This window comes from Entomomonas moraniae, from assembly GCF_003991975.1.
Lineage (GTDB): Bacteria > Pseudomonadota > Gammaproteobacteria > Pseudomonadales > Pseudomonadaceae > Entomomonas > Entomomonas moraniae.
On the sequence record NZ_CP029822.1, the window covers coordinates 3,042,620 to 3,056,388 of the forward strand.

The window sequence follows — 13,769 nt, forward strand, 5'->3', positions numbered from 1 at the left end:
CATGAGCATCAAGAAAGGAATGCTTGCTTGGATTATTAGTAGTTTGATATTCGCTGTTGTCATTATTTTTCTAGTAAGTTTTAAAGTTAATATAAACTATACTAAAGAAATAGGGCAGGTAGTTGATAGCTTTAACGGTGTTAATGTTTATTTTAATGGCGCAATAGGGCATGTTTCTGGGCGTAACTTGGCAAAAGATAGCTATAATTTAGGTTTAAAGCATCAATGTGTAGAGTTTGTTAAGCGTTATTACTATGAGCATCTTCAACATAAAATGCCTAATACTTATGGACATGCGAAAGACTTTTTTGATGTAACAGTTCCCTCAGGAGCATTGAACCTACAAAGAGATTTATTACAGTTTAGTAATGGTACTGTGAAGCCTGTAGTAAATGATATTTTGGTAATTAACCGAAGTTTGTTAAATCCTTATGGACATGTGGCTATTGTCTCTCAAGTCAATGAAGATCAATTTGAAATTATCCAACAAAATCCAGGACCTTTTGGCAAGAGTCGAGAGGTAATTGACTTGAAAAAGGTGGATCAAGGATGGTTTATTGATAAGCCCAATGTTTTGGGCTTATTGCGGTTACCTTAATTTTTTAATGGTATTCTAGGTGACCATTTTAACCAATATTCTTTTGCCTCACTATGAAGGATAAAGAACTTACCTTTTGTTGCTTGCCTTCCTATGTTTTCAGGGGTCGCAAAGGAAATTCCACCCGCCATAATAGTTTCAAGTGACTCTGCCCTTACTTTTACACCTTTAAAAATACCTGCCTCGATGCCGATGCCACTGCTTAACCAAAATTGAGAGTTATCTCTTACCAGTGGGGCATATTTAGGTTCAATCAGAAGATCGATGAAAACCATATCTGCTTGAGGAGATAGTTTAAAATTAGTCACTTTTCCTACAGTAATTTCTCTATAAGTGACAGGGACACCAATGTTTAGTGAACCTTTTCGGGGGGCTGTTAGAACAATATGTAATCCTGCTTCGCCCTTTTGTTCAGCCGCAACAGGAGGAGACTGGCGTACATTAAAGGTTGATTGTTTAGGCGCATTGGTTGTACCTGGAAGAACTTCAAGATAAGTTCCGGTAATTAATGTTCCAAGATTAGCTGTTTTTAATAAACCAAGCTCAGGCTTAACGACCCAGAATATACTATTATTGCGCAGTATGATGTCTTTACCTGTAGTAATTTTGGCTTTAGCAATAACACCAGATAGATCTTTGGTTAAATAGACTTCTTCAATGGTACCGATTTCTAATCCTCGCACATTAATAGATGTTCCTTCTGTAATTCCGTCTGAATTATCTAGTTTTAATGTAATAGATACACCTTCTGTTTTAGCTTTGTCTTCATTAGGATAAAGTACAAATGCTTTGACACCTGCTATAGCTTTTGCTTTGGTATCAGGAGTATCAAAAGCAATACCCCCCGCAAGTAATGTCATAATGGAGTCGCTTTTTACTTCGATTCCTGAGAGACCACCTTTAATAGTAATACCACTTACATTCCAAAAACGTGTCGATTCATTAACAAGGTTGGCATATTCAGGTTCGATATGAATTCCTAAAATAACTTTTTGTTTATTGCGTGAAAGTTGATAACTTTGTACAGAGCCGACTTTTAGCTGTTTAAAGAGTATGGGGCTACCCACATCTAATGAGCCGAGCTGTTGGGTTTTTAAAATAAGGTGTAAGCCAGGTGCATCAATATTCAATGGTGGGGCTTTATGTCGAATCGTAAAGTCTCGTGAGGGTTCTCCTTTTTTGGAGAATCTAACCTCGATATAATTTCCTCGTAGAAGGGTTTCTAAGCCAGAAATGCCTGTTAAAGAAATAGAAGGTTTAACAACCCAAAACTCAGTATCTGTTGTGAGTAAGTCTTCTGTACGGGGGTCCATGCTCAATTCAGCGATAGCGCCTGTATAATCTTTATCAATTTTCATTTTACGTAAAATACCAACTTGTACACCTTGATTCATAACAAGAGTTTTACCCTCTGTTAAGCCTGCTAACTCTGTTAGTTTTAACTCTACTTTTATACCCGATTGTGCAGCTACGTAGTCACTATAGAGTTTAAATGGGCTGTTGGGAGTAAGGGTATTATTTTTATCTGAGTCTTGGTGTTCAGGTGTATCAAATGCAATACCTCCAGAAACAAGGCTAACCAATGAATCGGCATGAACTTTAAAGCCAGAAAAACCGCCTGTTATGGTGAGCCCACTAGCATTCCAAAAACGCGTATGATTATTGACTAAGTTTTCGTAAGGCTTATTAACCAAGATGTTGATATTAACAGTCTTTTTATCTTTGGCTAATTGGTAATTAATGACTTCGCCCACTTGTAGTTGTTTGTAGTAAATAGGGCTACCTTTGTCAAGAGATCCTAGCTTGTCTGCTTTTAGCGTGAGATGTAATCCTGGTGCATTATCTAGTAGAGAAGGTGCCTCTTTTAAGGCTGTAAATTGTCGACCAGTGGGGCCATCGATTGGTTCAACAGAAATATAAACGCCTGAAACAATAGTTTCTAATCCTGTAACTCCAGCCAACGACACTTTTGGGCTTACTAACCAAAACATTGACTGTTTACCCAGATAAGGAACAGCTTCTTTTTCTATTTCTATTATAGCAATGACGTTGCGTGTTTTTTTATCAAGGGTTAAGTCTGTAACTTTACCAACTGAAATTCCCTTATACATGACATTGGTTTTATTGGCTTGAATACCACTGCCATTATCGAACTCAACTGTAATAGTAGTCCCTTTATTTTGATAAGCTTGAAAACCTAACCAAAAAGTAATAGCCAGAGCAATAATCGGTAGCAACCAGATAATAGAAAAATTACTTTCTTTTGATTTTTTTACATTCTCTAATTCTGACATTTATTTATTTCCTTCATTACTTTCAATGTGATCCCATATAAGACGGGGGTCGAATGACATAGCGGCAAACATGGTAATAATCACAACGCTACCAAAAGCTAAAGCTCCCCAGTCTGCTTCAATGGTGGAGAGATTACCAAAATTAACCAAAGCAACCATAATAGCGATAACGAAAATATCAAGCATTGACCAACGACCAATCCATTCGATTAAACGAAACATAATTGTACAGGTTTTAGGTGGTAGCAAACGCCCATATTGTACATAAATAAGCAATATGAACATTCCAATGAGTTTCATTGAGGGGACTAAAATACTGGCCGTGAATACTACGCCTCCTACAAACCAATCACCTAAATTAATAAATGTGATCACCCCCTCCATAATAGTTGAGGGAGTCGCCATACCTAAATAGTTAACAGTCATAATAGGTAATAGATTAGCAGGTATATATAAAATAGCCGCTGTGATGAGTAGTAGCCAAGTTTTAGTAATAGATTGGGGTTTGCGTGCATGTAATCTAGTTTTGCAGCGGGGGCAAGGGGTATTTTCATCATGAATTGAAGTCTGTAAATGGCAAACATGACAAAGAATAATGCCTCTATCTAGCGCTCTTACTGTGGTCATTGATTTTTCCTAATAATGTCCAAGTTTGCAGGGGGCTCATGATCACCTCTAACCAAACTTGTACAAAAAGTAACATAATAAAACAGGCCAATCCCATACCTATATGAAGCTCAGCCATGCCATGTAGTTTTACAATAGAAACCAAGATGCCTAATAAATAGATTTCTAGCATTCCCCATTCTTTAAGTTCTTGATAAATCTTAAAATAAAAAATAGCAGAGTGTTTCGCTTTATTAAAGTAAATAGCCAGTAAAACATAAAGTTGACAGAGTAGCTTGACCAATGGAATGGCAAGTCCACACATCAACACAAGAACAGAGATTGTTGCCATCCCTGAATGATAAAGCCCCAATACGCTGTCCCAAACAGAAGCTTCTTGAGTGTGGCCTAAAATATCAATTCTTAAAATGGTTAAAAAACTTGCTGGGATAAATAGAATCAGTGCTGTCAATACCAATGATAACGAATAGGTTACCATGTTGTTACGGTAAATATTGAGTAATGAGCCGCAGCGCTTACAATTTATCTGTTGTTTACGACTCAATTTATCAGCAACCATTAAAAGATCACATTCAGGGCAAGCAATGAGTTTTTCTATTTGCTTGGGGACTTTATTAGGCTGTGTATTATCATCACTGTGCATATTTAGAATAGCTTCGTAGATACAATCATTTTATAGAGGTTTGATAGGCCATTATAGGATTTTCTTAAAAAACAGATAATGACTACCGATATGACAAAGACGACATAAAATAGGTTCCCCAATAATAGCTAATTAAAGCGGTTAATAATGTACTGATAATTGAATATGCCAGTCTTTTAGCTATGTAGTTTTCAATACGGACTAAGTATATAGGGATATAATAAGTAATTCTATAAATTATTATACCGTGATTATAATAATTCTAGACGATACTTATTAGAATAATATTGATCTAATAAGTATCTCTGAGAGAATGATGGAGATGACCATTTAAAATGTAATTTTAGGTATGGTTTTCATCATGATGGTATTCACTTGAGCAATACCTATTTTACCAATAATCATCGCTATTACACCGCCTGCTAATGCGGCAGTTAGCATATTGACCTGCATAAGTAGATGCACTACTGAGTGTAGTGTTAAATCAAGAAGATGATTAAAATTATGACAAAAATAAGTTGTTTTTCAAATTGTCTTTTGTTGTTTAGCTCTGGCTAGGATTATTTTTTCATTTTTATATGAGGTATGCCATCTTCATCATAAATATCACCTTCAGCGATAAAGCCAAATGATCCATAAAATTTTTGTAAGTGGGCTTGCGCGGATAAGTAAATGGAGTAATGATTATCCCAATGTGTTTCGCATACGATTAAAGCTTGTTTTAATAGTTCATTGCCAAGGCCTTGTCCTCGTGAGTTGGGCGCAGTAATGACTCGACCGATAGATAAGCTTGACGGACTGACTAATACTCGGGCATAGGCCACCAATTGATTATTTTGTAAGCCTAACAAATGGCGGTTATCACCCATTAGGTCTAAATTATCAATATCTTGGTAAACACACTGTTGTTCTACAATAAAAACTTCATTACGTAAATGTAATACTTGATAGAGTTGTGTCGTGGTCAGTTGGGCGTGATGTAAATCCAACCAAATAGTTTTTATCATAAGATATCCTGAGCGATAATTAACAGTCAGTTAAATTGATAGAGATTAAGAAAGTATGTAAAAAAATACCATGTTCATAAAGAGAACAACTTGTATTAATGATATTATTGCAAGATTATAGACAGATAACTATCAAATAATTAATTATTAAAAACGAAAAAGAGACTTAGGAACTGCGGAATGAGCAATACTTCTCAACTAGCGCGTGGCTTAACAGCGCGACATATTTTATTTATTGCGTTAGGCTCTGCCATTGGTACAGGGCTTTTTTATGGTTCAGCCAAAGCGATTCAAATGGCTGGCCCTGCCGTGCTATTAGCCTATTTTATCGGTGGTGCTGCTGTTTTTATGATGATGCGTGCGCTCGGTGAAATGTCTGTTCGTGACCCTGTTTCTGGGTCTTTTAGTCACTATGCTACCAAGTATTTAGGTCCAATGGCTGGCTTTATTACAGGGTGGACTTATACCTTTGAAATGGTGGTGGTTTGTATTGCGGATGTCACGGCATTTGGTATTTACATGCGGGTGTGGTTTCCTTTCGTTGATCAGTGGATCTGGGCATTGGCGGTTATTTTATTAATTGGTGGCATTAACTTATTTCATGTTAAAGCTTTTGGTGAAATGGAGTTTTGGCTTTGTTTAGTGAAAGTATTGGCCATCATTGCGATGATTGTGGGTGGAGGTATTTTACTATTAATCGGTTCTAATTTGGGGCATCCCATAGGCATTAGCAACCTTTGGACAAACGGTGGCTTTATGCCCAATGGCATTATGGGGGTGATTGCTTCGCTTGCCATTGTCATGTTTGCTTTTGGTGGTGTTGAGGTTATCGGGGTCACTTCCAGTGAGGCGGAAAGTCCAGAAAAGACAATTCCTAAGGCAATTAATGCAGTTCCTTTTAGAATTTTATTTTTCTATGTATTTACTTTATTTATTTTAATGTCGCTGTTCCCATGGAATGAAATTGGTTTAGAAGGTAGCCCATTTGTGACTATTTTCGAAAAACTGGGTATTCCGTATGCGCCTCATATTTTAAATGTGGTTGTGATTGTAGCGGCTGTTTCAGCGATTAATAGCGATGTTTTTGGTGCAGGCCGTGTCATGTATGGTATGGCAAAAAATAAACAAGCCCCACAGGCCTTTTTAAAAGTTAACAAGCACGGCGTACCTTGGGTTACAGCTATTGTATTATCTGTGGCTTTAGGGGTTGGTGTTTATTTAAATTACCTTATTCCTAAAGATGTTTTTATGTTGGTTGCTTCCATTGCAACATTTGCAACAGTATGGGTGTGGTTGATGATTTTATGCTCGCACCTAATGATGCGCCGTAAGATGACTAAACAAGAAGTCGCTGAGCTTAAATTTCCTGTCCCTTTCTGGCCGATAGCTCCTATATTAACAACACTGTTTATGGTGTTTGTCGTCGTACTCTTAGGTGTTTTTAAAGATTCTCGTATTGCTTTATACGTTGGGTGTGTGTGGGTTGTTTTATTGGTGGTTGCGTATACTTTATTTGTTAAAAATAAAGCATTAAAAAGCTAAACCACTTAAGCGCACAGTTTGCCGTTTGATGGCCTCATCAAGAATACGTTGTTGGCTTTCAATTAGGGTGAACTTGTGTCGTGCTCTTGTAATAGCCGTATAAAGTAGCTCTCTATTTAGAACAGGATTTAGTTGGTCAGGAAGAATGAGAGCTGTATGTGAAAACTCAGAACCCTGGGATTTATGTACGGTCATAGCAAAAACAGTTTCTGCCGAGCTTAAACGGCTTGGCAAAACCTCTCTTAAATTTTGAGTGCCATCATTATAAGGGAACACTACTTTCAGAACGGTTTGTTCTGGTGCGTTTTCAATAGGGAATGCAAGGGTGATCCCCACATCGCCATTCATCAAGCCCAGCGCATAATCATTATGCGTGATTAGTACGGGGCGCCCCTCGTACCAACCATCAAAATGGTTAATATAGCCATGGTGATATAGATGGTAAGCAATACGTTTATTGAGCTCACTCACCCCCCAAATTCCCTCACGTAGTACAGCCAACACTTGGAATTGATTAAAAGCACTGAGTACTTGATTAGCCCATTGTTTCCAAGCAGGGTCGTAAATGGGCGTTGTATTGTTAGGGCGTTGTTTTTTCAAAATTGTTAGGTAGTGATGATAACCGTCATGAGGTTGGCTACCCTGTAAAATGAATTGTTCAAAGGCTTTGTCATTAGGCTGATTAAGCATTAAATGCCTCAAATCATTTGAGGTCTTTTCTAATAAATGACGTGCCTGCTTAATATTGCCTGTATTTACTTGTTGTGCTAACTGGCCAATACCGCTATCACTAGCAAAGCGTCGGGAGTGGCGTAGCATAACAGTTTGTTGGGCTAGCGGGTGCTGTTGGTTATTGCCGGCTTTTAATGGTAACGAATTAAGCGCTTCCCCCGTGGTTGTTTCCAGCCATTTCAGAGTTTCGGGGCTGTAAAAGCCTTGCTCTGCATTGCGACATAAGTCACCTAAAACAGCCCCTGCTTCTACGGAGGCTAATTGGTCTTTATCACCCAGTAAGATAAGCCGAGCTTGTGTGGGAAGTGCTTCGAGTAAATGAGCAAATAATTCCAGATCAATCATGGAGGCTTCGTCAATAATTAAAATATCCAAGGCTAACGGATTAGTTTTATTGTGTTGAAAATGTCTAGTATCAGGCCGGCTTCCGAGTAAGCGATGCAGTGTACTCACACTGGTTGGAATGTAAGACCTTACTTGCTCATCAATCTTCAAGGAGGCAACTTGCATTCCTATAGATTCTGAGAGTCTTGCAGCAGCTTTCCCTGTGGGGGCAGCAAGTTGGATGTTAAGTGGTTTTCCGGCTTCTACAGCCGGTGTTTGTAAAAGCGCAAGTAAGCGGATAACGGTGGTTGTTTTCCCTGTGCCAGGACCGCCAGTAATAATGCTAAAAGCTGTTCGCGTAGCGATGGCACAAGCGATTTTTTGCCAATCAGGTTTATCATTATTATTGTTAAAGAGCTTATTTAAGCGTGCTGATAAATCTTTTGGGGGTAGAAGTGTTGTATTGAGTCGTTGATTAATATGGATTGTTAATAGTTTTTCATAATACCAAAAACGCCATAGATAGAGTCTACCGTTATGCCATACCAATGGAGCTTGTTGTTCTCCCGTCGAAACAAGGCGACTGTCTTCAATAGCCAGTTGCCACTCATGGAGTTTAATTTGCTTGAGTAGCTGGCTTGGAAACCAAGGTTGCTGTTGAAACTGATGAGTTAACGATAAAGTAAAAGCAGGCTGTTCAATTGACAAAGCCAAATCTAAGCACACATGCCCATGGCTTAGTTGATAACTGGTTAATGCAGCAGCTAGTAATACCGTGGGTGTGACGGTTGGCTCTTGCTCCGCCAAAAAGGCAGTAAATGCATGGTCTAAAGGACGTAACCAACCTGCGCTTACCCAAAGCTGTAAAACCAATAACATATCTGTGTTCGAGTTTAATGGGCGCAACGTTAGCCATTGGTCTGTTTGTTCAAGTTGCTGTAATGGGATGGGTAGTAGAGGGTTTAACTTCATACATTACCTTTCGTTTTCTTTGCAAACAACCGATCTAACTTTTCAATGAGTTCAAATGGAGCACGCTCATAAAATACCCCGTTTGTTTGGCTGTGTATCCCTCGTAAGAAGAGATAGAGTATACCACCGGTATGTTGTTCATAATCATATTGGGGGAGACGAGCGGTTAACTGGCGGTGTAACGCCAGTTGATACAGTGCAAGCTGCAAGTCATAACGATGAGTTAACATGGATTCTTGAATAGCTTGTGTGGTATAAGCTGCATTATTTTCACCTAACCAGTTTGATTTATAGTCTGCTATATAATAGCGTCCTTCGTACTCAAACGTTAAGTCAATAAATCCCTTGAACATACCATTTAGCATACCCGGTTCAAGTTTGGGGCGTACTTGATCGGGGAGAATGTAGTGACTAACCAACTGATCCAATTGCTCCAGATTAAGGTAGTGGCTAGCAAACATAAACTCCATTTCTGAAAGGTAATAGGAGAGTTCGGCTAAACAGGCCGTTGTATTAGAAAGAGGTAGCGGTTGTTTTAAAAAATCTTGTAGCCACCTATGTAAAATATCAATCCAATGCTCCCAGCCTCTGATATTACAGCGCCTAGCAATAATGTCGCGCGTTTCTTCTGGGGTAGCCAAAACGGCTTGAAACCCTTTGTCTGCTGCCCACTCTAAAATATCATGTAAGAAAGTACCCGCTAATGCGCCTTTAGGAAAGCCATGAATATCTTGTGTCATCACGGTGTTAACTAACGACAATGGTTGTGTATCATCATCCAATAGGTTTTGGTTGGTAGCCGTTTCAGGTGGTGTGGTTTGTTCATCAAGTGGATTGATGTTTTTGGCAGCTAATTGTAATGAGCTATAAGATGAGATCCACCAAAAACGGGAAATAGCTTTTTCCATTTCTCTGGCTTGAGGTTTTGTTGTTGTGAGCGGCTGTTCGTTAAAAGTCAGCGCGGTGGGTTCGGGTAATGGTTGGAGCTGAATATTCTGACAACCCTCGGTTAGCTTCGATAAACAGGCAGTGAGTTGGTTGCTGTCTTCAAGTGCTAGACCATTATTAAGTAAGTAGCCAAGGGCAGATAAATGTAAAACAGAAGACTTCGTGTTTCCCTGTTTTAAATCACTAATGCCTAACCAGCAACTGTATTTGGCGCGGGTTATAGCAACATAAAGTAAGCGCAGATCTTCTGCTAAACGCTCTTGGTCGGCTTGTTGGATAATCTCTGGCTTTCTAAAAAGGGAAACTTGTTGTTTTCCTCGCTCATCGTGGTAACGAATGGGTAAAAAATGGCCATTCACGGCTTTGAAAGAGCAAATAAAAGGTAAAAAAATGAGTGGGTATTCAAGCCCTTTGGATTTATGAATGGTGATAACTTTAACTAACTGTTCATCACTCTCTAAACGAACAATGTATTCATTATTTTGTGTCTTGTTTTCGGAGAGTCTTTCGGCCAAATAACGAATCAACGCTTGTTCACCATCTAACTCATTAGCCGCTTGTTGCAGTAATTCAGCTAGATGTAATAAGTTAGTGAGTTTTCTTTCCCCTTCTTGTGAGTTGCTTAATAAGCGTTCGGGTAACTCAAAGTCTTGTAACAGGCGGCGTAACATGGGCAATACCCCTTGTGCGCGCCAAAGCGATTGGTAGTCCCTAAACTGGAGAATTCGTTGCTCCCAAATATTCTCATGCAGATTATAACTGTCTAATTCTTGTAACGATAAGTTAAGTGTCGCACTGGCGAGCGCTGCTCTTAATAAATATTCATTTTCGGGTTGGTAGCAGGCTTCAAGCCATAGCAATAAATCTTGTGCTTCTTGGGTATCTAATACAGAGTCTTTATCTGATAAGTAAACACTGCGAATATTACGTGCACTGAGTGCATCACGAATAATTCTTGCTTCTTTCCCACTGCGTACGAGTATTGCAATATCAGATGGACGCAAAGGGAGCAGATATTTTTCTTGTTGAAAGCCTGCTTTACTTTGTTGGCCTAGATTCAGTAGGCGGACTATTTCGGTTGCACAGCCCTCTGCAAAGCTTAGATAGTACTGTGTTGTAGTTAAAGGCTCAGGTGTTTCTTGATACCATAAGGTTAATGCTGTTTGTTGTTGGTTATTGATAACAAATGCATCTTTTTTTCCTTGTGCTTTGACGGGGTGGAAAGGGAGTGCATTGGTTTCAGGTGTTTTAAAGAGAAATGCCCCGCGATTATTATGTTGTTCTGCATAGTTAAATAAATGGTTGGTTGCATTAACCATGGCTTGACTAGAACGGTAGTTAGTATCAAGCTGATGAAGTCGTTGTTCGATATGTCGCCGTGCTTGTAGGTAGGTATAAATATCTGCACCGCGAAAGGCATAAATAGCTTGCTTAGGGTCGCCAATCAAAAATAACCCAGTTCCCTCTGCGTCTTCTAGGTAAACTTTACTTAAAATACGGTATTGGATGGGGTCAGTGTCTTGAAACTCATCCACCATCGCAACAGGAAACTGCTGGCGAATAACCTTGGCTAAGCGTTTACTCGATGACCTCTGTAACGCATCATCTAAACGGGTCAGTAAGTCATCAAAGCCGATTTCAGCGCGACGAATTTTTTCTTGATGAAAACGTTGCTTCACCCAGTTTACCGCATGGCTTAGTAAGTCAAGTGTGGGGTTAGGTAAGTTGTTTAAGGAATGACGTAGTGTCGATATGGCCGTTAATGCGGGATGATCAGGCGGTGTGCCTTCTTTCCAAGCTTCTTCCAAACCTTCTTTTGTTAAACGTTGAAAGCCTGCTGCTAGATTAAGGTCAATAAGGTCTGGATCACTTGCCCAGACAATGAGCTTATTGCACCAATCATTATAAAAGCGCTCATGTAGTTTTCTTTTATCTACTTGCTTTTTAGCAATAGCTTCATTGCATAGTAAACGCAACTCTTCCGCCCAAACTAGCCAAGGTTTTTTTAATTCGGCTAATTGCTCTTTTTGTAATGTCAGTTGTGTTTCAATAAGCGCTGTAGGTGTCTGAGTTATGACGGGTAGTTCCGTATCAAGTAAATCAAGTAATTTATTTTGTAAATGCTCGGGTGTTTGCCAATGCTCTCTTACCCAGTCGAGTGCTAGTCCTGTCATGGGATAGCAGAAAATTCGCCAATAATCTCGAATAACACTGGCTAAAAGTTCGCTATGATCCGTTTCTAGATGTTGGTGGAATAGGTTGCCACTATCAAATGCATGCTCTCTTAACATGCGTTGGCACCATGAGTGGATGGTGGATACCGATGCTTCATCCATCCACTGTGCTGCTATTTCAAGTTGTTGTGCACAGTTTGGCCATTCCATTTCAAGATAATCATTACGTAAGCAGGTGAGAATTTCATCGGGTGTTGCTAATTCATTACGAAAATAACGCGCAGCTTCTGATAGTCGGCTTCTAATTCTATCACGAAGCTCTTGTGTTGCCGCCTCAGTAAATGTCATTACCAATATTTCTGGTGGTAATAGTGGCTTATTAAACCGTGTTTTCTCACTTCCGTGTCCTAGCACTAATCGCAGGTACAGTGTGGAGATGGTAAATGTTTTACCTGTTCCTGCGCTGGCCTCAATAAGTTGACTTCCTTGTAGTGGAAAGTTTAAAGAGAAGGGAAGTGGTTGTGTCATAAGTCATTATATTATCAGTAGAATAGCCTTGGCTATTCTACAAAAAAAACAAGGCATGAGTGATTTTATTTATGCATGCAATTCATTTATTAGAGCACAGCATTAAAACATTCCAACTGTGGAGGCCCTAAGTAAATCTCTCTTGTACTTGGATTACCCGCATTAGCGTGAGCTTTACGAAAGGCTTCTGATTGTGTCCAGTTTTTGAATGCCTCTTCTGATTCCCACTGGGCATGAGAGGCAAAAAGAGTATAGCCCTCTTGGGTTGATCCTTGTAAAAGGTTGAAGTTAATAAAACCGGGAACTTCTTTAAGCTGGCTATCTCGGTTTCTCCATAATTCAATAAAGCGTTGCTCTTCACCTTGTTTTATTTTAAAGCGATTCATGGCTATGTACATCTTTTATATCCTTTTGTGTTTTATTTGTCAGAATTATAGTAGATAAAAAATACAAGGTATAATAGTTCGAGTTTTAGCTAATAGAGTTATAATAAAGAAATTGTTATATATTTTGCGAAACAGTATTGTTAATAACGATAAAGTTATTTCATAGATTTTAAGGGAAGTATTAATGGATATTATCAAAAAATTAAAAGATTATCAGCCAATGGATTGGAGAAGTACAACAGGAAAAAGTACTGAAGTTGCGAGGAATGAAGATTCGCCTAGCAAAGAAGTGTTTGATTGGCGCTTTGCGATAGAAGATGTGCAACAAAGAGCACTACCTCCTTTTCCTGGGTTTATGAGAGTTTTTTCTGTATTAGAGGGAACGGTCGCGGATGTTGTTATTAACAGCCAGTTCGAAAATACTCTCAAAATTCATGAGCATGTCCGAGTGGATGCTGATAGCGTAACTATGGTTAGTTTACCGTTAGGGCCAGTAAAAGATTTAAGTTTATTGTATAACGATGATCTTTATACAGGAGCTTATCAATGGTGTGATGTGGGGCTTGAACCCAAAACTTTTGCTTCTATGGCTGATACGTTATTGATTTTTTGTTCTGCACCTAAAATTACGGTACAAAGAACTGGTGATATTCCTAAGCCGTTAGATAATTATGACACTTATATTACATCAGGCGGACAAGAAATTACCATTGCAGGTTTTTTACCAACAGATCATGCTTGTGTTGTAGAGCTTTTTAGAAATGCTTAAAAAGCCTTTGTAAGTTATTAAAAAAAGCTTAGCAAGTCATAGATAGTCTGAACAATTTTTTTAAAGTGTGGAGTTAAATTTGTATGAATTTAATTTCGCATGGCTTTTTTTGTATCTCCTCTTCTTTATTTTTCATGTGGTTCATATCAGTTTAAAACAATATATATCATTTTTAGTGTTTTAAAAATATTAGACTTAGGTCGTTATTGTTTGGTCAATAGGTAT

10 protein-coding genes are annotated in these 13,769 nt (G+C 38.7%); 3 read left to right on the forward strand and 7 right to left on the reverse strand.

What is annotated here, in order from left to right:
- Position 1 precedes the first annotated feature (1 nt).
- Positions 2 to 598, forward strand: coding sequence for a CHAP domain-containing protein (locus DM558_RS14265; RefSeq protein ID WP_228411767.1), 597 nt, complete (start codon positions 2 to 4; stop codon positions 596 to 598).
- Here DM558_RS14265 and DM558_RS14270 read toward each other — a convergent pair.
- The 4 genes from DM558_RS14270 to DM558_RS14285 all read right to left on the reverse strand — a co-directional run bounded on the left by DM558_RS14270 (position 595) and on the right by DM558_RS14285 (position 5,169).
- Positions 595 to 2,892, reverse strand: coding sequence for a PqiB family protein (locus DM558_RS14270; RefSeq protein WP_127164558.1), 2,298 nt, complete (start codon positions 2,890 to 2,892; stop codon positions 595 to 597). The genes DM558_RS14265 and DM558_RS14270 overlap by 4 nt on opposite strands.
- Positions 2,893 to 3,519 carry a paraquat-inducible protein A gene (locus tag DM558_RS14275; RefSeq protein WP_127164559.1) on the reverse strand — a complete coding sequence of 209 codons (627 nt, stop codon included), beginning with the start codon at positions 3,517 to 3,519 and terminating at the stop codon, positions 2,893 to 2,895.
- Positions 3,494 to 4,162 (reverse strand): paraquat-inducible protein A, encoded by a 669-nt coding sequence (locus DM558_RS14280; RefSeq protein WP_127164560.1) that lies wholly within the window; start codon positions 4,160 to 4,162, stop codon positions 3,494 to 3,496. Before DM558_RS14280 ends, DM558_RS14275 begins: the two co-directional genes overlap by 26 nt.
- A 560-nt stretch (positions 4,163 to 4,722) precedes the next feature.
- The gene (locus tag DM558_RS14285; protein ID WP_127164561.1) at positions 4,723 to 5,169 is read right to left on the reverse strand and encodes a GNAT family N-acetyltransferase; all 447 of its coding nucleotides are present in this window, start codon (positions 5,167 to 5,169) and stop codon (positions 4,723 to 4,725) included.
- Between the two features lie 180 nt (positions 5,170 to 5,349).
- On the opposite strand from DM558_RS14285, the gene DM558_RS14290 reads away from it, so the two are divergent.
- Positions 5,350 to 6,711, forward strand: a complete 1,362-nt coding sequence (locus DM558_RS14290) for an amino acid permease (RefSeq protein ID WP_109703901.1) — start codon at positions 5,350 to 5,352, stop codon at positions 6,709 to 6,711.
- Here the strand turns inward: DM558_RS14290 and recD are convergent.
- From recD to DM558_RS14305, 3 genes are all read right to left on the reverse strand, one after another.
- Positions 6,700 to 8,739, reverse strand: coding sequence for an exodeoxyribonuclease V subunit alpha (gene recD, locus DM558_RS14295; RefSeq protein ID WP_127164562.1), 2,040 nt, complete (start codon positions 8,737 to 8,739; stop codon positions 6,700 to 6,702). The genes DM558_RS14290 and recD overlap by 12 nt on opposite strands.
- Positions 8,736 to 12,389, reverse strand: coding sequence for an exodeoxyribonuclease V subunit beta (gene recB / locus DM558_RS14300; protein WP_127164563.1), 3,654 nt, complete (start codon positions 12,387 to 12,389; stop codon positions 8,736 to 8,738). The genes recD and recB overlap by 4 nt, the downstream gene beginning before the upstream one ends.
- Before the next feature lie 89 nt (positions 12,390 to 12,478).
- Positions 12,479 to 12,775 (reverse strand): antibiotic biosynthesis monooxygenase family protein, encoded by a 297-nt coding sequence (locus DM558_RS14305; RefSeq protein ID WP_267128184.1) that lies wholly within the window; start codon positions 12,773 to 12,775, stop codon positions 12,479 to 12,481.
- Between the two features lie 184 nt (positions 12,776 to 12,959).
- Between DM558_RS14305 and DM558_RS14310 the strand changes: the two genes are divergently transcribed.
- Positions 12,960 to 13,544 carry a HutD family protein gene (locus DM558_RS14310; protein WP_127164564.1) on the forward strand — a complete coding sequence of 195 codons (585 nt, stop codon included), beginning with the start codon at positions 12,960 to 12,962 and terminating at the stop codon, positions 13,542 to 13,544.
- The last annotated feature ends 225 nt before the right edge of the window (positions 13,545 to 13,769 follow it).